General features: G+C 58.4%; 20 protein-coding genes and 1 tRNA gene. 14 read left to right on the top strand and 7 right to left on the bottom strand.

Annotated features, from left to right (window positions below; translation table 11 throughout):
- Positions 1-94: 94 nt before the first annotated feature.
- A complete protein-coding gene (locus ACZ1GS_RS00300; protein WP_472696516.1) occupies positions 95-925 on the bottom strand; it encodes a protein NO VEIN domain-containing protein in 831 nt (276 codons plus the stop codon).
- A 187-nt stretch (positions 926-1112) separates the two neighbouring features.
- Positions 1113-1199, bottom strand: a tRNA-Leu gene (locus ACZ1GS_RS00295).
- Between the two features lie 240 nt (positions 1200-1439).
- On the opposite strand from ACZ1GS_RS00295, the gene ACZ1GS_RS00290 reads away from it, so the two are divergent.
- Entirely contained in the window at positions 1440-2387 is a 948-nt protein-coding gene (locus tag ACZ1GS_RS00290) for a complex I NDUFA9 subunit family protein (RefSeq protein WP_472696515.1), read from the top strand.
- A gap of 2 nt (positions 2388-2389) precedes the next feature.
- On the opposite strand, the gene ACZ1GS_RS00285 is transcribed toward ACZ1GS_RS00290, so the two are convergent.
- On the bottom strand, positions 2390-3184 hold the full coding sequence (locus ACZ1GS_RS00285) for an undecaprenyl-diphosphate phosphatase (RefSeq protein WP_472696514.1): 795 nt from the start codon (positions 3182-3184) through the stop codon (positions 2390-2392).
- 273 nt (positions 3185-3457) lie between these two features.
- Here ACZ1GS_RS00285 and ACZ1GS_RS00280 point away from each other — a divergent pair, with 273 nt between their 5' ends.
- From ACZ1GS_RS00280 to ACZ1GS_RS00250, 7 genes are all read left to right on the top strand, one after another.
- The gene (locus tag ACZ1GS_RS00280; protein ID WP_472696513.1) at positions 3458-4912 is read left to right on the top strand and encodes an NAD(P)-dependent oxidoreductase; all 1455 of its coding nucleotides are present in this window, start codon (positions 3458-3460) and stop codon (positions 4910-4912) included.
- The gene (locus ACZ1GS_RS00275; RefSeq protein ID WP_472696512.1) at positions 4909-5676 is read left to right on the top strand and encodes a hypothetical protein; all 768 of its coding nucleotides are present in this window, start codon (positions 4909-4911) and stop codon (positions 5674-5676) included. The genes ACZ1GS_RS00280 and ACZ1GS_RS00275 overlap by 4 nt, the downstream gene beginning before the upstream one ends.
- A 29-nt stretch (positions 5677-5705) precedes the next feature.
- On the top strand, positions 5706-6602 hold the full coding sequence (locus ACZ1GS_RS00270) for a DUF2059 domain-containing protein (protein WP_472696511.1): 897 nt from the start codon (positions 5706-5708) through the stop codon (positions 6600-6602).
- Positions 6603-6678: 76 nt separating this feature from the next.
- Positions 6679-11205: a glutamate synthase large subunit gene (gene gltB, locus ACZ1GS_RS00265; protein WP_472696510.1), complete on the top strand. Its 4527-nt coding sequence runs from the start codon at positions 6679-6681 to the stop codon at positions 11203-11205.
- A gap of 498 nt (positions 11206-11703) precedes the next feature.
- The gene (locus tag ACZ1GS_RS00260; RefSeq protein WP_472696509.1) at positions 11704-12039 is read left to right on the top strand and encodes a VOC family protein; all 336 of its coding nucleotides are present in this window, start codon (positions 11704-11706) and stop codon (positions 12037-12039) included.
- A gap of 118 nt (positions 12040-12157) precedes the next feature.
- Entirely contained in the window at positions 12158-12595 is a 438-nt protein-coding gene (locus ACZ1GS_RS00255; RefSeq protein ID WP_472696508.1) for a hypothetical protein, read from the top strand.
- Between the two features lie 123 nt (positions 12596-12718).
- A complete protein-coding gene (locus tag ACZ1GS_RS00250; protein ID WP_472696507.1) occupies positions 12719-13390 on the top strand; it encodes a glutathione S-transferase family protein in 672 nt (223 codons plus the stop codon).
- Here ACZ1GS_RS00250 and ACZ1GS_RS00245 read toward each other — a convergent pair.
- Positions 13387-13863, bottom strand: a complete 477-nt coding sequence (locus ACZ1GS_RS00245; protein ID WP_472696506.1) for a GNAT family N-acetyltransferase — start codon at positions 13861-13863, stop codon at positions 13387-13389. The two genes, ACZ1GS_RS00250 and ACZ1GS_RS00245, sit on opposite strands and share 4 nt — an antisense overlap.
- The gene (gene ubiG, locus ACZ1GS_RS00240; RefSeq protein WP_472698175.1) at positions 13860-14624 is read right to left on the bottom strand and encodes a bifunctional 2-polyprenyl-6-hydroxyphenol methylase/3-demethylubiquinol 3-O-methyltransferase UbiG; all 765 of its coding nucleotides are present in this window, start codon (positions 14622-14624) and stop codon (positions 13860-13862) included. The genes ACZ1GS_RS00245 and ubiG overlap by 4 nt, the downstream gene beginning before the upstream one ends.
- Positions 14625-14715: 91 nt before the next feature.
- On the opposite strand from ubiG, the gene ACZ1GS_RS00235 reads away from it, so the two are divergent.
- The 6 genes from ACZ1GS_RS00235 (at position 14716) to ACZ1GS_RS00210 (ending at position 21473) form a co-directional block, all read left to right on the top strand.
- Positions 14716-15981 (top strand): aspartate kinase, encoded by a 1266-nt coding sequence (locus ACZ1GS_RS00235; RefSeq protein WP_472696505.1) that lies wholly within the window; start codon positions 14716-14718, stop codon positions 15979-15981.
- 24 nt (positions 15982-16005) lie between these two features.
- Positions 16006-17010, top strand: coding sequence for an NAD(P)H-dependent flavin oxidoreductase (locus tag ACZ1GS_RS00230; protein WP_472696504.1), 1005 nt, complete (start codon positions 16006-16008; stop codon positions 17008-17010).
- A gap of 67 nt (positions 17011-17077) precedes the next feature.
- Entirely contained in the window at positions 17078-17635 is a 558-nt protein-coding gene (locus tag ACZ1GS_RS00225; protein WP_472696503.1) for a PH domain-containing protein, read from the top strand.
- Positions 17636-17768: 133 nt separating this feature from the next.
- Complete coding sequence (locus tag ACZ1GS_RS00220) at positions 17769-19157, top strand: PH domain-containing protein (protein ID WP_472696502.1); 1389 nt, start codon at positions 17769-17771, stop codon at positions 19155-19157.
- Positions 19158-19225: 68 nt separating this feature from the next.
- Positions 19226-21004 (top strand): DUF885 domain-containing protein, encoded by a 1779-nt coding sequence (locus ACZ1GS_RS00215; RefSeq protein WP_472696501.1) that lies wholly within the window; start codon positions 19226-19228, stop codon positions 21002-21004.
- A gap of 1 nt (position 21005) precedes the next feature.
- The gene (locus ACZ1GS_RS00210; protein ID WP_472696500.1) at positions 21006-21473 is read left to right on the top strand and encodes a hypothetical protein; all 468 of its coding nucleotides are present in this window, start codon (positions 21006-21008) and stop codon (positions 21471-21473) included.
- Positions 21474-21477: 4 nt separating this feature from the next.
- On the opposite strand, the gene ACZ1GS_RS00205 is transcribed toward ACZ1GS_RS00210, so the two are convergent.
- A complete protein-coding gene (locus ACZ1GS_RS00205) occupies positions 21478-22128 on the bottom strand; it encodes a hypothetical protein (protein ID WP_472696499.1) in 651 nt (216 codons plus the stop codon).
- A gap of 54 nt (positions 22129-22182) precedes the next feature.
- Positions 22183-22722, bottom strand: coding sequence for a demethoxyubiquinone hydroxylase family protein (locus ACZ1GS_RS00200; RefSeq protein ID WP_472696498.1), 540 nt, complete (start codon positions 22720-22722; stop codon positions 22183-22185).

Here is a 22722-nt window from a genome sequence, read left to right as displayed (position 1 = left end):
GCGTGAGAGCAGTGGCGCTAGGCACAGAAATGCCAGCTATTGCCAAAGGTTACAGATCTCGCTTAGCGGGGCCAATTTAAGTCATCGGAATAGATTAATGCAGATCCGCTAAAAAGCTCGTAGCCGTCAACTCAATATGCGCGTCAAGCGGCGGTCGGATTGCGAAGGCTTTGGGTGCACGAGCAAAGTCCCATACGCGAAGGAGTTGCCAGTCGTTCTTCCTCTGATTGGCAACGGCCAATTCGTTGCGTGAGATATGAAATGGCGTTCGTTCCCATCCATTGGTGGTCTTCACTTCAATCAACTTTTCACGCCCATCGGCCTCAAAGCTGTGTATGTCGTAACCATAGCCATCCCCATCCTCCACGGAAGTCCAGCGTATATTCTCGACCAAATCTTTCCTACCTGCCTGGAGAAGGCTGTGGCGCTCATGCCTGAGAACCATTTCTTCGCCAGCCTTGCCCAAAGTACGATTGCGCGCATCGCGCCCGGCCACGTCATATTTGCGTCCAATCGCCGTCACAAAATCGGGATCAATTGGTGGCGGTTCGTTCCGCTGTGTCGGGGGCGGACCAACCCACAAAGACGGTGCCTCCCGCAACTTATCCGCCGATTGTTCATTAGTTGTCCGAGGCGACCAGTCAGCCTGAATATCCAAACGTCGCAATACGCAATCAACCAGCGAATTTTGGAAATTTGCAGCTGGCTTATATCCTTCGATCCATGGCTGCCCAAGGCCAAGCATAACCGCACTGATATTCTGATGCTTAAATTCAATCGAGCTGCGACTGCGCGAAATCAATTTCTGCAAGGCCCGATTATGCTCGGCCTTGATGAAGCGACGTCCGGCCAATTCGTGAGTCAGCATCATGAAATAGTCTGAGACCACAAGGTCAATCTCGTCTTCACTCCAGGCATCGACCATAGCGGCTCCCTCTTTTACGCCACCATAGAGCCAAGAAAAGCGATGCCTATCAATAGTTTCGCATTAACACCCGCTAGTAGCCTTTGTCGCCCGATGACCAGAATTAAACGGCAGATGATCGATGTTTGATTGCGCTGCCAATCGCACGCGCTGCTTAGGCTTTGACGAACACTTGCGAACGTATAAATGGTGCCCAGAAGAGGACTCGAACCTCCACATCCTTGCGAATACTAGCACCTGAAGCTAGCGCGTCTACCAATTCCGCCATCTGGGCATCCGGACATTTTGCAACGTCGGAGCGCGCGATTAGCGGCATGGGGAGGCGATTGTCAATGGTTGATCTGGGATTATTCGCTGCGCCCTGCCATCCCGCCGCAGAGCAGGCAAAGCGCTGAAAATATGCTATGCATAGGACGCAAAGGATATTGCGCATCGCGGACGGTCATGCAAAAGCGCTTCGGGACAGGACCGGGGCGCGCAAAGCCTGATGGTCGCAAGGAATTGGAACAGTGGTATGGCGCTCGACGGACAGTTGATTTGCATTTTTGGCGGCGGCGGATTTCTCGGCCGTTATATCGCCCAGCAGCTGCTGGCGCGGGGCGCGCGGGTCCGGGTGGCCGAGCGCGATCCGAAAAATGCCATGCATATCAAGCCGCTGGGCAATCTCGGCCAGACCCAATTTGCCAGCGCGGATGTCACCAAGAAAGACAGCGTCGATCATGCGGTGCACGGCTGCGACGCGGTTATCAATCTCGTCGGCATTCTGAAGGGCGATTTTGACCAGGTGCACGTTTCCGGCGCGCGCCATGTCGCAGAAGCGGCTGCCGCTGCCGGTTGTCGCTCGCTGATTCACATGTCGGCGATCGGGGCCGATCCCGAATCACCATCCCGCTATGGCCGCAGCAAAGCCGAGGCCGAACTGGCGGTCCGCGCCGCCTTTCCCGACGCCATTGTCATGCGGCCTTCAATCGTGTTTGGCCGGGAGGATCAGTTTATCAACCGCTTTGCTGGTCTGATCAGCCTCCTGCCGGTTGTGCCGGTCATTGGCGGCAATGCCAAATTTCAGCCGGTCTTTGTCGGTGACGTCGCTCAGGCGGTGGCAAAGGCATTGGAGAATCCGGACCAATTTGGCGGACAGCTTTTCGCACTGGGCGGGCCGGAGGTAATCAGCATGGGCGATCTTAACCGCCGGATTGCAAAAATGGCCAAACGCGATCGCGCGTTTGTTGACGTGCCCGATTTCGCGGCCAAGCTGATGGCCACCTGTACCGGCTTTTTGCCGGGCGCGCCAATCACCTCGGATCAGTTCAAAATGCTGCAACAGGACAATATTGTGGCGGACGGCGAAAAGGGTCTCGAGGCCTTTGGCCTGACCCCGACGCCGCTGGCCACTGTGGCCCGGGGCTGGATGGAGAAATATGCGGTCCACGGCCGGTTCGGCGCCCGCGCCAAGGCCGGTTAGCGCTAGAACAGCAACAGCAGCGCCGCCCCCATGGCGACCCGATAGATCACAAAGATCATCATCGACGCCTTGCGCAGGAATTGCATGAGGAAGGTCATAGTTGCAAAGGCAGCGACAAAGGTGAGCGCGCCGGTGATCAGCGCTTCTTTCAGCAAATCGCCGCTGGCATCCATCAGATCCGGCACAATCAATATGCCGGCCCCGGCAACCGCCGGAATCGACAGGAGAAACGAGAAGCGCGCGGATTCGACCCGGCTATAGCCGAGGAACCGGGCGGCCGTCATGGTAACGCCGGAACGGCTGGTGCCCGGGATCAGCGCCAGCGCCTGCGCCAGACCGACAATGATGCCGTCTTTCAGCGTCATGTCTTCGAAGGATTTGACCTGTTTGCCGATCCGGTCGGCAATACCCAACAGCACCCCATAGACAATCAGATTGATGCCAACCAAGGTGGTGCTGCGAAACCCTTCGAGATACCCGCCGGTTTTGAGAAACAGGCCGACAATCACCGCCGGGATCGTCCCGATGATGATCCACCAGAACAGCCGCCGTTCGGCTGGTGCCTGTCCGATCCCGATGCTGGCGAAGCCGCCGCGCGCGAGGGCCAGCACGTCCTTGAAGAAATAGGTGATGATCGCCAGCAGCGAACCGACATGAACCGCGATATCGATCATCGGCCCCTGATCGGCATAGCCGGTAAAGACAGGCAACAGGATCAAATGGCCCGATGACGAAATCGGTAGAAATTCGGTGACGCCCTGCACGATGGCGAGGAGCAGCATCTGTAGAAATGTCATGGTGAGATCCGACTAAACCAAAGAGAAGCCAGCTTATAGAAGCGCTGGGCGCATTTGTCGTCCGAGATTATAGGTCCGTATCGGTACATAATTGCTGGACAGCCAACTGGCCCGCCATAGAAAATCCCAGTTTTGCGTAATATAGGTAAGTGATTATGGCCTATTCGGATGTTTTTGCGTGACTTCCCTTGGCTTTTTGGCTATTCCCGATCGACCGTTTGAACAAACGAGCGGGTCGTCACAATCGAAAATAACAAGAATCGGGCAAACGGCATGACAAAAACGCCGCAAAAACTAGATATGCTGCAATTTGTGGATGAGGGCCAGGCCTATCCGCAAAAGCGCGAACCGGAGCTCCGGGCAGAAGATTTTCAGGAAATCGCCGACCGCTATGCGCCGGAAAAAGCCGCCGAACAGGCAGCGCGCTGCTCGCAATGCGGCGTGCCTTATTGTTCGACCCATTGTCCGTTGCACAATCATATTCCCGACTGGCTCCGTCTGACCGCCGAAGGCCGGTTGCGCGAAGCCTATGAAATGTCGAACCTGACCTCGACCATGCCGGAAATCTGCGGCCGTATCTGCCCGCAGGACCGCTTGTGCGAGGGCAATTGCGTGATCGAATTTTCCGGCCACGGCGCGGTGACCATCGGCGCGGTGGAAAAATATATCACCGACACCGCCTGGGAAGAGGGCTGGGTTGAACCGCTTGTTCCCGGCGCGCCGCGCGGCCAGTCGGTCGGCGTCATCGGCGCCGGACCCGCCGGTTTGACCGCAGCCGAATATCTCAGGGTCGCCGGCTATGACGTGCATGTCTATGACCGCCATGACCGCGCGGGTGGGCTGCTGACTTATGGCATCCCCGGGTTCAAGCTTGAAAAAGATGTCATCATGCGGCGCGTCGACCGGCTGAAACAGGGCGGAATTGTGTTCCACGAGAATTTTGAGGTCGGCGAAGACGCCACGCTCGAACAATTGCGCGCCCAGCATGACGCGATCCTGATCGCAACCGGAGTCTACAAGGCCCGCGAGATCAAGATGCCCGGCGTCGGCGCACCCGGTGTTGAGAAAGCGCTCGATTTCCTGATCGCCTCGAACCGCAAGAGCTTTGGTGATGACGTGCCCGACTTTGACAATGGCCGCTTTAACGCCAAGGGCAAGAATGTGGTCGTGATTGGCGGCGGTGATACGGCGATGGATTGCGTCCGCACATCGGTCCGGCAAGGCGCCAAGTCGGTGAAATGTCTCTATCGCCGGGATCGGGCCAATATGCCCGGGTCCCAGAATGAAGTGAAGAATGCCGAGGAAGAAGGCGTCGAATTTGTCTGGCTGTCCGCGCCCAAGGCGGTCGAAGGCACCGAACAGGTTACCGCAGTCAAAGCAACGGAAATGCGCCTCGGCGCACCGGATGCCAGTGGCCGCCGGGCACCGGAAGTCAAGCCGGACAGCGAATTTACGCTGGAGGCCGATCTGGTGATCAAGGCGCTCGGCTTTGATGCCGAGGACCTGCCGCAGATGTTCGATAGCCCGGATCTCAGCGTGACCCGCTGGGGCACCTTGCGGGTGGATCACAAGTCGATGATGACCAATCTCGATGGCGTCTTCGCCGCTGGCGATATTGTCCGCGGGGCTTCGCTTGTGGTTTGGGGCATCCGCGACGGCCGGGATGTCACCGAGCATATGCACAAATATCTACGCGCCAAAGCCCATGCCGAAAGGGCAGCAGCATGATCAGACATTTGCTGCTGAAATCAGGCGTCCTGCTTGGCGCCGCGCTGCCTCTTTGGGCGCCCGCCGCCGATGCGCAATCGCAGGCCGCGGATGCGCAAGAGGCGTCCTCCGCGCTCTACGCCGCGGCCTATGAGATGACCAATCTCCAGGTCGGTGGCGTTGCATTCAGCCCGACCCTGAAACAGGTCATGCGCGACCAGATGATGCAGGCGTTTGAAAGTGACGCGGGCTTTCTGGAACTCGAAGCCGAATTTCCCGGTGTCACGGTTGCCGTGATCGATGCGATTGTCCCGGTCGCAATCAGACAGACCGAAGCCACCATGCCCGCGCTTATTGACCAGCTGGCGGAGCTTTACGCCGCCGAGATGGACGCCGAGGAAATTGCCGTGGCAACCCGGTGGTATTCCAGCGATGCCTTTGCCCGCGTGAGCACGCAGATGGAATCCAATTTTGATCTGCAGAAAATCATCAATGATGCGTTGCGAGACGAGACCGCGACGGTTTCCAGCGAAGCGCTGAACACCATGGAACAGAACAGCGCAGCGCGGACCGCCTCGGCGATCAGTCTCGAGGACCGCGCCGCGCTGTTGCGTTTTTCAGCGACACCCGCGTATCGCAAGCTGGAAAATCTGAAAGCACGGGCGCTCGCGATCGAAACAGCGTGGACCAACGAAGACAGTCCGGAAGATGATGCCGAACTGGATGCGATCACCACCAGGGCGCTGGAAGAGTTTACCGGCCTTGATCTGAGTGCCGCAGAATGATGCCCCCCATAACCGGAGTGAAGACCAAGATGAAAACCATATGCACCGCAAGCGCCAGCGCTCTGGCTTTGATGCTTTGCAGCCCCGCTATCGCACAGCAGGACACCGCCACCCCGCCCGCGGCAACCGAAAGCGCGCCGGTCGATCCGGCCCGACTAGAAACCGCGCAGGCCACGGTCGACTATCTGTTTCCGCTCGGCACCTATGAGCGGATGATGAAAGGTACGATGGACCAGATGATGGATGCCATGATGATGAATCTCGGCAATATGCGGATTGGCGATCTGGCCAGCGCCGGCGGCGTCGCCCGAGGGGATATCCCCAATGGCGAAGGCGAGAAAACGCTGAACGAGGTCGCCGAGGAAATGGATCCGGACTATAAGGAACGGATGCAGATCTCGACCAAGATCATCATGGACGAAATGGTCGGCCTGATGACCCAGATGGAACCCCAGATCCGCGAAACCCTGACCACCATCTATGCGCGCAAGTTCACCATTTCCCAGCTCAACGAAATGAACAGCTTTTTCGCCACCGATACCGGCACTGCCTTCGCCCGCGATTACATGATGGTCTTTGTCGATCCGGAAATGATGCAGGCGATGATGGGCATGGTGCCCGAAATGATGCAGGCCATGCCCGACATTATGAAGAAGGTCGAGGCGGCAACCGCCCATTTGCCACCGGTCAAAACGGCCGCGCAACGGATCGAGGAAACGCTGAACGGCGAAGACAGTAATGCCGATGACGATGATTTTAGCAGCGACGATGACACGACCTGGGAGGATTCGGAAAACTGGTCAGCGGAAGACCGCGATCTGGTGAACAAGCTGAGCACCGAATCCGACAATGCCTTCGAGAAATATTACGAAGCGCTGGAACAGGCCCAATCCAACGCCCGAGAACGGATGCAGAAAAAGAAATAGGCCAAAAGAGACCCGGCGGCGGCAGACATCCTGCTCCGCGCTCCTTGCTGATCAATTTGATTGAAATGAAATGACCATGACCCACAATTATCCCACCGCCGAGCATAAGCGCCTTGCCGAAACCGGCATGTATCGCCCGGAGTTTGAATCCGATGCCTGCGGTGTCGGGCTGGTTGCGGCCACCGATGGCAAGCCATCGCGGCGCGTGGTCTCCTCGGCCATTGATGCGCTGAAAGCGGTCTGGCACCGGGGCGCGGTGGATGCCGACGGGATGACCGGCGACGGCGCGGGCCTGCATGTCGATCTGCCGGCGCGATTCTTTGACGATGCGATTGCCGACAGCGGCCACAAGGTGCGACCCAACCGCTTGGCGGTCGGAATGATTTTCTTGCCGCGCACCGATCTCAGCGCCCAGGAAACCTGCCGGACCATTGTCGAGGCCGAAATCATTGAATCGGGCTATACGATTTATGGCTGGCGCCAGGTGCCGGTCGACGTGTCAGTGATCGGCGTCAAGGCCCAGAATACCCGGCCTGAAATCGAGCAGATCATGATTGCCGGACCGATGCCGGACCGCCAAAGCGCTGCGGAATTTGAGAAAAATCTCTATCTGATTCGCCGCCGGATCGAAAAAAAGGTGATCGCGGCCCAGATTCATGACTTTTACATCTGCAGTCTGTCCTGCCAGTCGATCATCTACAAGGGCCTGTTCCTCGCGGAATCCCTGTCGGTCTTTTATCCCGACCTGACCGACCCCCGGTTCGAAAGCCGGATCGCGATTTTTCACCAGCGCTATTCGACCAACACCTTCCCGCAATGGTGGCTTGCCCAGCCGTTCCGTACCCTCGCCCATAATGGCGAAGTGAATACCATTCGCGGCAACAAGAACTGGATGAAGAGCCACGAAATCAAGATGGCCAGCCTGGCTTTTGGCGACCATTCGGAAGATATCAAACCGGTTATTCCAGCCGGCGCCTCCGACACCGCCGCGCTGGACGCCGTGTTCGAAACGATCTGCCGCTCCGGCAGAGAAGCACCAACCGCCAAGCTGATGCTCGTTCCGGAAGCGTGGCAGAACAAGCCGGATGTCGATCCCGCGCATAAGGCAATGTATGAATATATGGCCAGCGTCATGGAACCCTGGGACGGGCCAGCCGCACTGGCGATGACCGATGGCCGCTGGGCCGTAGCGGGTGTTGATCGCAACGCGCTGCGTCCGCTGCGCTACAGCAAGACCAGCGACAATCTGCTGATCATCGGATCGGAAACCGGTATGGTCGTGGTGCCCGAAAGCCAGATCATCGAAAAAGGGCGCCTGGGACCCGGCGAGATGATTGCGGTTGATCTCGACGAGGGCACCATGTTCTCGGACAAGGAAATCAAGGACCGGGTCGCGGGCGAAGAGCCTTATGCCGACCGCGTCAAAGGCTTCCAGACGATGGAAGACTTGCCCGCCTCTCCAGACGAAGACAAATTGCAGTTCACCAAGGAAGAACTGATCCGGCGCCAGACCGCTGCGGGTCATACGCTGGAAGATATGGAAGTCATTCTCGCGCCGATGGTCGAGGATGCCAAGGAAGCCATTGGTTCCATGGGCGACGACACGCCGCTCGCAGTGATCAGTCTCAAGCCCCGCCAGGTCAGTCATTTCTTCCGCCAGAATTTCAGCCAGGTGACCAATCCGCCGATTGACAGTCTGCGCGAACGCCATGTGATGAGCCTGCGCACCCGCTTTTCCAATCTCGCCAATATTCTCGAAACCGACAGCCAGAATGAAAATGTGCTGGTGCTCGACAGTCCGGTGCTAAGCTGTGCGGCATGGGAACGCCTGAAAGCCAGTTTCGGGGACACGGTTGCCGAGATTGACTGTACCATGTCGGTATCCGGGGGTGCCATCACCCTGCGTGACGCGATCGCGCGGATACGCGATGAAGCCGAACAGGCGGTGCGCCAGGGCCAGACCGAAATCTTCCTGACCGACGAGAATATTGACGAAGACCATATGGCCATATCGATGGTCATTGCGACCGCGGCGGTGCACACCCATCTGGTCCGCAAGGGACTGCGCGCTTACGCGTCGGTCAATGTCCGTGCGGCAGAATGTCTTGATACCCATTGCTACGCGGTGCTGATTGGTGTTGGCGCGACGACCGTCAATGCCTATCTGTCGGAAGCCGCGATTGTCGATCGGCAGGCCCGCGGACTGTTTGATGGCCTGAGCCTCGCAGACTGTATCGCCCGCCACAAGAAAGCGGTCGATGACGGGTTGCTCAAGATCATGTCGAAAATGGGCATTGCGGTGATCTCCAGTTATCGCGGTGGCTATAATTTCGAGGCGGTGGGTCTGTCGCGCGCGCTGTGCAACGACCTGTTTCCCGGGATGCCGACCAAGATATCCGGTGAAGGCTATGCCTCGCTGTTCATCAACGCACAGGAGAAGCATGAGGCCGCGTTCGAGCCTGCGGTGGTGCGCTTGCCCGTCGGCGGATTCTACAAGCAACGTGATGGCGGAGAGGCCCATGCCTATAGCGCCCATCTGATGCATCTGCTGCAAAGTGCCGTCGCGCATGACAGCTATTCGTCCTATCTTCAGTTCTCGCAAGGCGTGCGCGAACTTGAACCAGTCTATCTGCGGGATCTGCTCGAATTCAACTATGCGCCGGAGCCGATTGCGATTGACGAGGTTGAGGCGATTACCGAGATTCGCAAACGCTTCATCACGCCCGGCATGTCGCTCGGCGCGCTGAGCCCCGAAGCCCATGAAACGCTCGCCATCGCGATGAACCGGATCGGCGCGAAAGCGGTTTCCGGGGAAGGCGGCGAAGAGAAAAAACGCTACACGCCTTATGAAAATGGCGACAATGCCTCGAGCCCGATCAAGCAGGTTGCATCCGGCCGCTTTGGTGTCACGGCCGAATATCTCGGCGCCTGTGAAGAGGTCGAGATCAAGGTTGCCCAGGGCGCCAAGCCTGGTGAAGGCGGACAGCTGCCCGGTTTCAAGGTCACTGAATTTATCGCCAAGCTGCGCCATTCGACGCCCGGTGTCACGCTGATCAGCCCGCCACCGCATCACGATATTTACTCGATCGAGGATCTCGCGCAGCTGATCTATGACCTCAAGCAGATCAACCCGAAAGCGCGGGTGTGCGTCAAGCTGGTCTCTTCCGCCGGCATCGGGACGATCGCCGCCGGGGTGGCCAAGGCCCATGCCGATGTCATTCTGATCTCCGGCAATACCGGTGGCACCGGTGCGTCCCCGCAGACCTCGATCAAATTTGCCGGGACGCCCTGGGAAATGGGATTGAGCGAAGCCAATCAGGTGCTGACCCTCAACAATCTCCGGCACCGGGTGAAGCTCCGCACCGATGGCGGCCTCAAAACCGGTCGCGACATTGTTATTGCCGCGATTCTCGGCGCCGAGGAATTCGGGCTGGGCACGCTCAGTCTGGTCGCGATGGGCTGTATCATGGTCCGGCAATGCCACTCCAATACCTGCCCGGTCGGGGTTTGTGTCCAGGACGAGAAGCTTCGCGAGAAATTCACCGGCACACCGGAAAAGGTCATCAACCTGATGACCTATATGGCCGAGGAAGTCCGTGAAATTCTGGCCCGACTGGGTTTCCGCTCGCTCAACGAGGTGGTTGGCCGTACCGAATTGCTGCGCCAGGTGAGTCGCGGCGCGGAACATCTCGATGATCTCGATCTCAATCCCGTGCTCGCCAAGGTCGATGCGCCGGATACCGAGCGGACCTTCAACCTGCCGACCCATCGCAATGAAGTGCCCGACAGTCTCGATGCACAGATGATTGTCGATGCCAAGCCGGTATTCGAACGGCGCGAGAAAATGCAGCTGACCTATACGGTCCGCAACACCCACCGCGCGGTTGGCACGCGTTTTTCCGCCGAGATCACCGCCAAATATGGCATGACCGCGCTGAATGACAACCATGTGCATGTCCGGCTTCGGGGCAGCGCGGGGCAGTCGCTGGGCGCGTTTCTCTGTCAGGGGATCACGCTGGAAGTCTTTGGCGATGCCAATGATTATGTCGGCAAGGGCCTGTGTGGCGGCCAGATCATCATCCGTCCGATGGTCAGCTCGCCGCTCGACAGCAAGGCCAATACGATTATCGGCAACACCGTGCTCTACGGCGCGACCTCGGGCCGACTCTATGCGGCCGGGCAGGCCGGCGAACGCTTCGCGGTCCGCAACAGCGGTGCGGATGTCGTGGTCGAGGGCTGCGGCGCCAATGGCTGTGAATATATGACCGGCGGCAACGCGGTGATTTTGGGATCGGTCGGCAATAATTTTGGCGCGGGGATGACCGGCGGCATGGCCTTCATCCTCGACCTGGATCGCAATTTCGAACAATGCGCCAATCCCGAAAGCATCGTCTGGCAACGGATTGAAAGCGACTATTGGGAAGCGCATCTCAAAGCGTTGGTCGAAGCGCATCACAAGAAGACCGACAGCAAATGGTCGGAGACGATCCTGCGCGACTGGGATCGCTGGCGCGAGCGGTTCTGGCAAGTCTGTCCGAAGGAAATGATCGACCGGCTGGATCATCCGCTCGGCGATGATGCCGCGATCGAGGCGGCGGAGTGATCAGATTCGATTGAGACCGACAAGTTTTGACTATTATAAGTTTCGGTTCCGCCAGGAGTGGAAGCTTTGGGCGACTCTGATCATATTGGTTTCCGTTTTTACTTACGTAATGGTTTTGAAAACGGATGGCGTCGGGAGTGTCCGGAATCAATCCGGAATTCCCATAGAAGGCCGAATCTCAAATATCGTCAAGATTGCGTCTCAATATTCATTTCCCACGACCTCCTATCTGGACATAAAATTGAGGGATGGGCGGACAATCAAAGTGAAAGAGGAGGTTTCTTTCATCGTCACATGCCGCATAAATGATCGGGTTGAAGTCAGAGAGACGGTCGCCGATAACGGAAAATATTTTTACCGTATCGAACCGGAAATATGTGTAAGCCCTGCTGTGCCTTGAACCCTGCCAGTTCAGAATAGACAGCGTCGAAACTTTGTCTTTGGTCGTTTTATTTGGGAAGTCAGTGCGATCCCAATCCCAATTCTGGAGTCCCTGCCATGCCCAAAATCACGCCCAATTATCTCGAGATGAAAGCCGCCAATCTCCCCGCCAGCAAGGCCTTTTACGAACAGGCCTTTGACTTTGCCTTTACCGACTACGGCCCGGACTATGCCGCGGTTGAAGGCGGTGCGGTGCAGATCGGGCTGGCCGCCGGAGCGGAACCCGCAGCCCCCATGCCGACCTTCGAGACGGATGATCTTGAAGCGGCCCTGGCTCAGGTCAAGGCGGCGAAGGGCACCATCGTTCAGGACATTTTCACCTATCCCGGCGGACAGCGATTCGAATGTCTGGATCCGGCTGGCAACCGGCTGGCGATCTACAAGCCGGACTGAAAAGCGGCTTTGTTACAACAATTTACCGCTCGCAGGCGGATGGCGCACGCCAGTTCAGCTTTCCCTCAGATCGGCGCTGCTAGACAGGCGGTGATGACAACGATCCGAGGAGGCTTGCATGCGATCACCAATTACCCTTCCCCTTTTGGCCGTGGCGCTGAGTGTATCTGTGCCGGCCATGGCCCAGGACCGCAATGATGACAGCGAGATCGTCGAGAAACTGAACGATCCGGTCTTTCAGGACAATATGGTGACGATGATGTCCGGACTGATGGGCGCCATGATGGAGCTGCCCGTCGGCCCGTTTGTCACCGCAATTGAACAGGCCGTCCCGGCCGATATGCAGGGCGATGCAGCCTTGTCCGGCATCGCTCCGGATGCCACGCTGGGCGATCTCACCCGCGGCGACGATCCGGATTTTGATCGCAATATCGAGGACAAGATGCGCAAGGGCACCGCAATGATGGGCCTGCTGGCCAGCGAATTCGGCGCGCTATTGCCGCAGCTGAAGGCGATCGGCGAGCGCGTCAAGAACCGGATGGAAGAGCAGGACTGAACCGCCGCAGCATCGCACGCACAGGATGCAGATATGGTAATCGGCGCGCCGTTTGCCTGCTAATCTGCAATTCCCGCATCAATCCTCTTCCCCCGCAGCACAAACCCGATTAACAGCAATATTATGTGGCAGTTGTTCCAGTTTCCACTTTGTCCGTTTTCGCGCAAAGTCCGCCTGCTTATGGGCGAAAAGTCAGCCGGCTATGAGCTGGTGCGCGAATCGCCCTGGACCCAGCGCGACGAATTTCTCGATATGAATCCCGCCGGGCGCACTCCGGTGATGCGGCACAGCGAAAGTCATATCACGCTGGTCGACAGCAATGCGATCTGTGAATATATTGAAGAAACGGTGGAGAAATCGCCGATGATCAACGGTACCGCGGTCAATCGCGCCGAGATTCGCCGGTTGGTGGCCTGGTTCGACGAACAATTTTACGGTGATGTGACCGCACCGTTGCTGTTCGAGCGGATGCACAAGCGGATCATTCATCGCCAGCCCCCGGATGCGAAAGTGCTGCGCGAGGCGATGCGCCGGGCCAATGTTCATCTCGACTATATCGACTATCTGATCGACCATCGCAGCTGGCTCGCCGGGGCCACCATGAGTCTCGCCGATCTCGCCGCGGCCGCGCAATTGTCGGTGGCGGACTATCTCGGCGGAATCGACTGGACCGGCCACGAGCAGACCAAGGCCTGGTACGCCATGTTCAAGTCGCGGCCCGCCTTCCGGCCGCTGCTGTCCGAACGGATGGAAGTCATCGCCCCGCCGGCCCATTATGAAAAAGTGGATTTCTAAGCCGGCGCCGTTTCCTTTGCCGCATGGCCGGACAGCGGCCGGATCATCTGCACCTTGTCCATGCCAGGCGCAAAACCGTCTTTTTCGGTCGTCCGGGTTTCAAAACCGAATTTGGCGAAAAACGGGGCAACCTGTGGCGTGGTAAACAGCTCGACTTGGGTATAATCGCCAGCCTTTTCGATTTCCCGCAACCGGTGTTCGGCCAGACATTTTCCCAAGCCGGCCCCGTGCAGGGCGTTGGCAACCATTCCCCAGGTGAAACGGGCCTGACCGTTTTCCTCGCGCGCAATACCGCCGCAACCGCAAGGCTTGCCGTTTTGTTCCACCACATAATATGTGCCTTTGGGATCATCGAGAAAGGTAGCGAAATCATCCCGCTCGCTGGCATCGAAATAAGCCGGAATGTTGGAGTCGAAAACCGCAAGGCAGGCCGGCTTGTCGGCCAGATTATAGGGCCGAACGCGGGTTGTCATTGATGCACCACCGTCATCAGATAGTTGAGCGTGAGGTCATCGGACAGCTGAAACCCGTGCGCCGGGCTGTAGGACAGGCCGGCTGTATCCAGCACTTCGAGGCCGGCCTCGTGCAGCAGGGCGGTTGCCTCTTCGGGCGTGAAAAACTTGTCATGATCATGCGTGCCGCGCGGAATACGGCCAGTCCATTCGGCCAGTTCGACCAGCATCAACTTGGACAGGGCGGTGCGGTTGGGCGTCGACAGGATCATCAATCCCTCGGGCGCCAGCGCCGCCGCCAGACCGCGCACGAAGCCGGCCGGGTCATTGACATGCTCGATGACTTCGAGCGAGGTCACGAGATCAAATCCGCTTTCCGCAAACGCCTCGATCGCGACATTCTGATAGCGGATACCGAGCTTTTGTGGCGCCGCATGCGCGGTGGCGGCGGCAATATTCTCTGGCGCGGCATCAAGACCGGTTACTGCAGCCCCCAGCCTGGCCAGCGGCTCACAGACCAGACCAGCGCCGCAACCCACATCGAGCGCGCGCTTGCCGCGCAGGGGTTTCAGCGCCTGGGCGTCGCTGCCGAAATGCGTGTCGATGGCGTTTCTGATATAGCGCAGCCGCACCGGGTTGAGCTTGTGGAGCATCGCGCTGGACCCGTTCGGATCCCACCACTCGGCCGCCAACGCCCCGAAATGGGCCGCTTCGTCGGGATTAATCGTCGTTCCGGTTGCATGTGAAACCGCTTGTCGACCCGAGTCGCTTTCTGCGGGCATGCTCTTACTTGCGTTTGTCATGGCGCCTCTTTATCACAGCTTGCGCGTCGCGTTCAGACCCTTTTCAGCAGAAAGTTCAATTCCAGACATCATGGCCCGGATAGTGATGAAATTTGGCGGCACATCGATGGCCGGAATCGAGCGTATCCGCCGTGTGGCGCAGATCGTCAAGCAGCAAGCCGATGCCGGGCACGAAATCGCGGTGGTGGTCTCGGCCATGGCCGGTGACACCGACCGGCTGGTCAATTTCTGCCGGGAAGCCAGCTCGCTTTATGATGCCGCCGAATATGATGTGGTTGTCGCTTCCGGCGAACAGGTGACGTCCGGCCTGCTCGCCATTGCGCTGCAGTCGCTTGGCGCCAAGGCGCGCAGCTGGCTGGGCTGGCAGATGCCGATCCGGACCATGGAAGCGCACAGCAAGGCGCGGATCGAGACGATCGATGCCAAGGCGCTGACCCAGTCGATGCAGAGCGGCGAGATTGCGATTATTCCCGGCTTTCAGGGACTCAGCGAAGATGGCCGGATTACCACCTTGGGCCGCGGTGGCTCGGACACCAGTGCGGTTGCCATTGCCGCGGCGGTCAAAGCCGATCGCTGTGATATCTACACCGATGTCGATGGCGTTTATACCACCGACCCGCGGATCGTGACACGCGCCCGGAAGCTGAAAACCGTGACCTTCGAGGAAATGCTCGAGCTGGCCAGCGTCGGCGCCAAGGTCCTGCAGACTCGCTCGGTCGGATTGGCGATGAAGGAGAATGTCCGCATTCAGGTGCTGTCCTCGTTCACCGAAAATGGTGCCCCCAGTGCAGATGATCTGCCGGGCACGATGATCGTCAGCGAAAGTGAAATGGAGAAAAGTGACATGGAACGCCAGTTGATCACGGGCATTGCCCACGACAAGAATGAATCCAAGATCACCCTGACCCGCGTGCCCGACAAACCCGGTGCAGTGGCCAATATATTCGAGCCGCTGGCCGATGCCGCGATCAATGTCGACATGATCATTCAGAATGTCGGCCGCGAAAAAGGCGAAACCGACGTGACGTTTACCGCACCGACCAGCGATCTCGACCGTACCAAGCAGGTGCTCGAGGAAGCGCAGGCCGGGATTGGCTATAACCGTCTCATCGCTGATACCAATGTCGCCAAAATCTCGGTGGTCGGCGTCGGCATGAAGAGCCACGCCGGTGTCGCGTCAACGATGTTCAAGGCGCTAGCAGATCGCGGCGTGAACATTCAGGCAATTACCACATCCGAAATCAAGGTCAGTGTCCTGATCGAAGAAGATTATACCGAACTGGCGTTGCGGGTCCTCCACACCGCTTATGGGCTGGATGCCGAAGACGCAGCCTAGGCCTGAAAAGAGCGAAAGAAAAACATGACCCAATCAAAACTCTCCTCACTCATGCAGCGCGGCACCGATCTGCTGGGCAGCGAAACCGCGATCATGTGTGGGGCCATGAGCTGGGTCTCCGAGCGCAATCTGGTGAGCGCGATATCCAATGCCGGCGGCTTTGGCGTAATCGCCTGCGGCGCGATGACACCGGAATTGCTGGACACGGAAATATTGGAAACCCGCAAGCGTACGACCAAGCCATTCGGGGTCAATCTGATCACCATGCATCCCGACCTGATGGCGTTGATCGCGATTTGCGGGAAACATAATGTCAGCCATGTCGTGCTCGCCGGCGGCCTGCCCCCCAAAGGCAGTCTTGAAGCGATCAAGGAAACCGGTGCCAAGGTGATCTGCTTTGCGCCCGCCATGGCGCTGGCGAAGAAATTTATCCGCTCCGGCGTCGATGCGATTGTCATCGAGGGCATGGAAGCCGGCGGCCATATCGGTCCCGTGTCAACATCGGTTCTGGCCCAGGAAATCCTGCCCGAAATCGCGGACCAGCTGCCGGTCTTTGTCGCCGGTGGCATTGCCCGCGGCGAGGCGATTGCGAGCTATCTCGAAATGGGCGCCAGCGGCGTGCAGCTTGGTACGCGGTTTGTTTGCGCACATGAATCTATTGCCCATCCCGATTTCAAGAAAGCCTTTATTCGCGGCAACGCCCGCGATGCGGTGACCAGCGTCCAGGTCGACCCCCGCTTGCCGGTCATTCCGGTCCGCGCGCTGAAGAATAAGGGCACCGAAGAATTTACCCGCAAGCAGATCGAGGTCGCCAAATTGCTTGATGCCGGCGATATCGAAATGGGCGAAGCCCAGTTGCAGATCGAGCATTTCTGGGCCGGGGCTCTGCGCAAGGCGGTGATTGACGGCGATGTCGAGAACGGATCGGTCATGGCCGGCCAATCGGTTGGCATGGTCAAGGCCGAAGAAAGTGTGGCCGAAATTATCAAGTCGCTGACCGATGAAGCGGTGGCCGCGCTCGCCCGTTAGCGCGCTGGCATCGCCGCCAGACGCTATCTGTCTTGCCTAAATAATACAGCTGCGGCATAGGGAAACCATGACCGAAATTGCTTCCGACAGCGCCCCCGACGATCCGCTCACCCGGTGGGAACAGGATCAGGCGGTCAGCTATAACCAGGGCCTGACGCCGCTCCATCCACCACAAAAGGCGCTGATCCGGGTCAATATCGCGATCGGCATGCTCATTCTGCTGGCGGCGGCCTGTGTCGGAGAATTCATCCTGTATGACAATCTGCCCGGGTTTTCCGGTGCGATCATCGGACCGATCGCCGTCATCGCGCTGTTCCTGCTGGTCTTCCTGCCGCAGCGGATCTACCGGCGTTGGGGCTATGCGATGGACTCGGCCGGCGCGGAGGAACAGTTGCGGGTGTTGCGCGGCTTCCTGTGGCGGACCGATACGATCGTGCCGTTCAACCGGATTCAGCATATCGACGTCGCGCAAGGCCCGTTGCAGCGCTATTTCGGGCTCTCGACACTGATCGTCCACACCGCCGGGACGCATAACAGCATCGTCGTCCTGCCCGGCCTGAGCACCGCCGATGCCGAAGCGATGCGCGACACCATCAAAGGGCATATCCGTCAAGACATGATATGACCGAAACGGCACCCCCGATCATCGCAGGACAACCGGAAGACGTCAGCACAGAGCCCCCTTTCTGCGGCTCCACCCGCTCAGCATCATTCTCAAGTCGATCGCGATCATCAGCCAGAACCTGATCGCGCTGGGGGTGCTCCATTTCAGTCTGTTCGATGGCAATGGCCGCTATACTGCGATAGCCGCGGCGGTGCTGTTAACCGCCATCATCGGGATATCCGCGCTGATCTGGTCGCGCTTTTCCTATCAACTTGGTGCGCGGGAAATCCGGATCAAGAGCGGACTGCTGAGCCGCAACAACCGCTCGATCCCGCTCGATCGCATTCAGGATGTCAGCCTCGAACAGAAACTTGTCAGCCGGATATTCGGTCTGGCCATGGTCAGGCTCGAAACCGGAGCATCAGCGGGTGAAGACGACAAGCTGAACGCCTTGTCGCTCGCTGATGCCGAAGCGTTGCGCGACCGGATCAGGGACTATAAATCCCAGGCCGACGAAACCGCTCCGGCCGATGCAATCATGGTGACGGACACGGATGATCAGCCCCCGTTATTCGCGATGGACAATCGCCGCTTGCTGATTGCCGGTGTGTTCAATTTTTCGTTCGTCCTGTTTGCAATCATCGGGGCCATTGCCCAGAATCTCGATTTTCTGGTGCCCAGCGAATATTTCAACCCCTGGTATTGGGCCGAACAATTCGGCCAGCAAGAGGTGATCAATGGCCTCAGTCTATCAACCCGGATTTTTGGCGTGATCAGCGCGCTGCTGGCATTGATCGGGATCGGTGTGATCAGCGGGATTATTCGCACGGTCATCCGGGACTATGGTTTTCGCCTCGACCGGGTCAATCGCGGCCAACCCGGTTTTCGGCGGCGGCGGGGCCTGTTCACGCTGACCGATACGGTGATGCCGATCCATCGCGTGCAAGCCGCAATCATCCAGACCGGCCCCATCCGCGAGCGGTTTGGCTGGTATCACCTGAAGTTCCAGTCGCTCGCCAGCGACGGCAGCGGAGAGAGCGATCACAGCGTTGCCCCTTGTGCAAGCCCGGACGAAATCGCGCCCATTTTGGCGCCAACAGACATTAGCGAGGCGGATGATGCGGCGGCTTTCCATGGCGTGAACCCCGCCATGTGGTGGCGCGACGCGCTGATCTTTCTGGTGATCTTCGGTGCGCTTTCGATCGGCCTCGGGCTGTTTTTTCATCCCGGCTTGTTCGCTTTGGTGCTGATCGGCCTGCCGATCGCGGTGATCCAGTTTCTTAATTGGCGGAGGCATCGCTATGCGCTGGACGGTGGCCAGCTGTTCGTCACCAGCGGATGGTGGCGGCGCAAACGCACAATCCTGCCGATCCGCAAGGTGCAAACCGTTGATATCAGCCAGTCACCACTCGACCATCCGCTGGGGCTGGCCACAGTCACCATCGGGATTGCCGGCGGATCGGCCATGGCGCCCTTGAAGATCCATCATCTGGACCGCGCCGCGGCCACCCGCCTGCGGGAACGGCTTCTGCCGCGCCAATAGCCAAAATCCTGCTTGACTATTGGTCCCGAGACTTCACGATGTCCGGCATCATATCGAGGGGATACATTATGCGCAAAGCACCGTTTTTGATCACGTTATCAGCGCTTGCGATCAGCCTGCCGACGCTCACCAGTCCGGTGCTCGCCGAGACCGTGCAGCCGGAAAAATCGGCGGCCTTGCATCAGATTATCGACGAATATTGGGCCTATAGCCTGGACCAGTCTCCGGTCTTCGCTTCATCACTGGGCATTGCCGATCCGGAGGGACGGGTCAGCGACAACAGCCTCGAAGCCGAAGACCAGCGGGTGGCCAAGGCCCGGCGCTGGCTCAGCCAGCTTGATCGGATTGATCAGACGCAACTGTCCGAAGCGGACAAGACCAATTTCGGCATTTTGCGGCGCAGCCTGGCGGAGCAGATAGAAGCCAATAGCTATGGCCAGCGGACGATCAACTTCACCAATCGCAGCGGCTGGCACCAGAGCTTTGCCAGCATGCAGAACAATCTGCCATTCCGGACAGTCGAGGATTTCCAGTCCTATATCAATCGGCTGAAACGCTATGCGTCCGTCAATGATCAGGGGATTGCCGTGGCCAATCAGGCGCTCGCCGGAGGCTATGTCCAGCCCTGCGTGTCGATGGTGGGTTATGAAAAAAGTATCTCCGGCCTGATCACTGATGACCCCAGGGAATCACGGTTCTTCCAGCCCTTTACCAAGACCCGGCCCGACGGCATTGACCAGGCGACGTTTGATGGATTGGCCGACAACGCTGCCGACACGATTGCAACGGTCATTCGGCCCGCGCTTGAAAAGCATCTCGACTGGTATCTGAGCGCCTATGCACCCAATTGTGCCAAGGCACCGGGCGTGTCGGCCCAGCCCGGCGGCGACAAATATTATGACTTCCGCATCCGGCAGATGACCACGACCGACAAAACGGCGGACGAGATTCACAATATCGGCTTGTCGGAGGTTGCCCGGATCCGCAGTGAAATGGTCGATGTGGCGAAACAGGCCGGGTTCGAAAGCCGCGAAGCGTTTATCGCTGATCTGCGGACCAATCCGAAATATTATGCCAAGACCCCCGAAGAGCTGATGGAAAAAGTGGCACGGGTCACCAAGATTATCGATGGCAAAATGCCGTCGATTATCGGAAAGCTGGCCCGCCTGCCTTACGGGATCAAGGAAATTCCCGCCGAAACAGCGGAAGGCACCACGACCGCTTATTATAATCCGGGTTCACCGGATGTGGGCATCGCGGGCTTTTACTACGTCAACACCTCCAAGCTCGATCAACGGCCATTCTGGGAAATTCCCGCGCTCAGCGTCCACGAAGCGGTGCCGGGCCACCACATGCAGATCGCGTTGCAACAGGAACTCGATATGCCGGACTTCCGGAAATATGGTGCCTTTTTCACCGCTTTTGTCGAAGGCTGGGGGCTTTATTCCGAGCGCCTGGGAATCGAGATGGGGCTCTATGACACGCCGGCCAAGGATATGGGACGCCTGTCCTATGAGATGTGGCGGGCTTCCCGTCTGGTGGTCGACACCGGCATCCATTCCAAAGGCTGGAGCAAGCAGCGCGCAATCGCCTTCATGACCGACAATACCGCGCTGAGCGAGGCCAATATCGAAGCCGAGGTCAACCGCTATATCAGCTGGCCCGGTCAGGCGCTGGCCTATAAAATGGGGGAACTGAAAATCCGCGAATTGCGCGCCAAGGCCACCGAAGCGTTAGGCGACAAATTCGATTTGCGTGAGTTTCATGACGTCGTGCTCGGCCAGGGCGCGGTCCCGCTGAACATGCTGGAAGCACAGGTCCTGCGCTGGATCGAAGGAAAGTCATGATATGAATATTATCCGCACAGCCACCATTGGGTTGGCCATCAGCGTTCCGGCCCCGGTTATGGCTCAGGCCACACCCGATACCATTGCACAAGCCATGATCGCGGATCTCAAAACCGGCAATGCGACAACGGTGATCGAGAATCTGATCGCGCAAGCCCCGCTTATCGCCGTCGGGCCGTCGGAAAAGACCAATCTGATCAACACGCTGAACACATTTCTCAGCAGCTACGGCGCGGTGGAAGGCGGCGAGTTGATCCGTTCACAAGAGGCGGCAGACCGCTATGTCGCTCGGCGATATATGATTTTTCAGGAGAAATATGCCTTAAGCTTCGACTTGAAATTCTATCGGGGCGCCAGCGGCTGGAAACTGGTTGCCTTCTCGTTCAACGACAAGATGGAAGATATTCTCGAGGCTCATCAGGCCGAAAAATTCAATCAATCTGTGGAGGCCCTCACCGAGAGCGACTAACCGTTTACTGGTCGTCCGGCTGATTGTCTTCGGGCACTTCGTCGGCGCCCGGCGGGACAGCGAGATCATTGGTGGCGCGGGTTTCGGCTTGCTGCGCTTCCAGTGCCGCCGCGTCCTGCGCTTCTAATCGCGCGCGTGCTTCGGCCGCGCCGGCTTCCCGGGCTTCGCGCTGGGCTTCAATTTCCCGCAGGCGTTCTTCAACCGCTTCCGCTTCACCGTCGATTCGGGCAAGACGTTTCTGGCGCTCTTCTTCGATTAGCCGGCCCCAATTGACCGTGTCATCCTGTCCGCGCTCCGCATAGGCTTGCGTCAACAGGCGTTGGGTACAGCCGGTAAAACCGCCCGCGCCAACCGGAGAACAGCTTTGGGTTCCGGTCTTGCCCACATATTCATAGGCGCGCACCCGTTCCGACCAGGCCTGATTCTCGGCCGCATTGGGGTTGTTGCGCAGGGTTTCGGGAATCCGATAGCGTTCGGATTCATCCTTGCGCGCGCAAACGACAATTTCGCCTTCGCTGCTTTGGGGGCAGGGATCATCGCCATAGATGACCAGCTGATTCACCCGATCGCCACCCTGGTCCTGGGCCATTAATGGCGTGGCTGCAAACAGGCTGGAAAGCAGCGCACCGGTCGTGATCAAAACTGTTTTTTTCATGCTAAGCCCTTTGTCATACCATCAATGAACACGCGCTGAAGCCGCGCCGATCGCTTACACCCGCTTGGACAGCCCGATCGCAAGCTTGCAACCCAGCCGGATCGCTGCGCTGAGCACCGGATAGCCCGGTGTGTCTTCCGCACCCGCCGCGATCGCGGTTTCCTTGTGCTCGAGCTCTTCTTCGCGAAATTCCGCGATCAACCCTTTCAGCTCGGGATCATCCTCGGATTCGAGTTGCTCCAGCTGTTCGCGATAATGTTTGTCAATTTCGGTCTCGACCGCAGCGGTACAAGCCATGGCGGCGCGTGGTCCCATAATCGCGGTGCCGGCGCCCAGTGCATAGCCGGCGGCCTTCCAGAAGGGTTGCAACATTGTCGGACGGACATTGCGCTCGACAATCATCCGGTCAAACGCGTCGAGATGGCGCTGTTCCTGATCGGCCATGTGATGAATGGCGCTGCTGTCCGGGGCGTCATCGCCCATCACCGCAAGCTGGCCCTTGTAAATCTGGGCCGCGCCATATTCACCAGCCTGATTGACCCGAATCATCGACGCAATATCGACATTGCTGCTTCCGATCGCCTTGTCAGTCAT

It is taken from the genome of Parasphingorhabdus sp. W113, from assembly GCF_055693205.1.
This window is presented reverse-complemented; position numbering and strand designations above follow the sequence as displayed.

Bases quoted from the DNA above. Each gene is read 5' to 3' on its own strand.
- ACZ1GS_RS00300 (WP_472696516.1), bottom strand. From the start codon at position 925: ATGGTCGATGCCTGGAGTGAAGACGAGATTGACCTTGTGGTCTCAGAC.
- ACZ1GS_RS00290 (WP_472696515.1), top strand. From the start codon at position 1,440: ATGGCGCTCGACGGACAGTTGATTTGCATTTTTGGCGGCGGCGGATTT.
- ACZ1GS_RS00285 (WP_472696514.1), bottom strand. From the start codon at position 3,184: ATGACATTTCTACAGATGCTGCTCCTCGCCATCGTGCAGGGCGTCACC.
- ACZ1GS_RS00280 (WP_472696513.1), top strand. From the start codon at position 3,458: ATGACAAAAACGCCGCAAAAACTAGATATGCTGCAATTTGTGGATGAG.
- ACZ1GS_RS00275 (WP_472696512.1), top strand. From the start codon at position 4,909: ATGATCAGACATTTGCTGCTGAAATCAGGCGTCCTGCTTGGCGCCGCG.
- ACZ1GS_RS00270 (WP_472696511.1), top strand. From the start codon at position 5,706: ATGAAAACCATATGCACCGCAAGCGCCAGCGCTCTGGCTTTGATGCTT.
- gltB (WP_472696510.1), top strand. From the start codon at position 6,679: ATGACCCACAATTATCCCACCGCCGAGCATAAGCGCCTTGCCGAAACC.
- ACZ1GS_RS00260 (WP_472696509.1), top strand. From the start codon at position 11,704: ATGCCCAAAATCACGCCCAATTATCTCGAGATGAAAGCCGCCAATCTC.
- ACZ1GS_RS00255 (WP_472696508.1), top strand. From the start codon at position 12,158: ATGCGATCACCAATTACCCTTCCCCTTTTGGCCGTGGCGCTGAGTGTA.
- ACZ1GS_RS00250 (WP_472696507.1), top strand. From the start codon at position 12,719: ATGTGGCAGTTGTTCCAGTTTCCACTTTGTCCGTTTTCGCGCAAAGTC.
- ACZ1GS_RS00245 (WP_472696506.1), bottom strand. From the start codon at position 13,863: ATGACAACCCGCGTTCGGCCCTATAATCTGGCCGACAAGCCGGCCTGC.
- ubiG (WP_472698175.1), bottom strand. From the start codon at position 14,624: ATGCCCGCAGAAAGCGACTCGGGTCGACAAGCGGTTTCACATGCAACC.
- ACZ1GS_RS00235 (WP_472696505.1), top strand. From the start codon at position 14,716: ATGGCCCGGATAGTGATGAAATTTGGCGGCACATCGATGGCCGGAATC.
- ACZ1GS_RS00230 (WP_472696504.1), top strand. From the start codon at position 16,006: ATGACCCAATCAAAACTCTCCTCACTCATGCAGCGCGGCACCGATCTG.
- ACZ1GS_RS00225 (WP_472696503.1), top strand. From the start codon at position 17,078: ATGACCGAAATTGCTTCCGACAGCGCCCCCGACGATCCGCTCACCCGG.
- ACZ1GS_RS00215 (WP_472696501.1), top strand. From the start codon at position 19,226: ATGCGCAAAGCACCGTTTTTGATCACGTTATCAGCGCTTGCGATCAGC.
- ACZ1GS_RS00210 (WP_472696500.1), top strand. From the start codon at position 21,006: ATGAATATTATCCGCACAGCCACCATTGGGTTGGCCATCAGCGTTCCG.
- ACZ1GS_RS00205 (WP_472696499.1), bottom strand. From the start codon at position 22,128: ATGAAAAAAACAGTTTTGATCACGACCGGTGCGCTGCTTTCCAGCCTG.
- ACZ1GS_RS00200 (WP_472696498.1), bottom strand. From the start codon at position 22,722: ATGACTGACAAGGCGATCGGAAGCAGCAATGTCGATATTGCGTCGATG.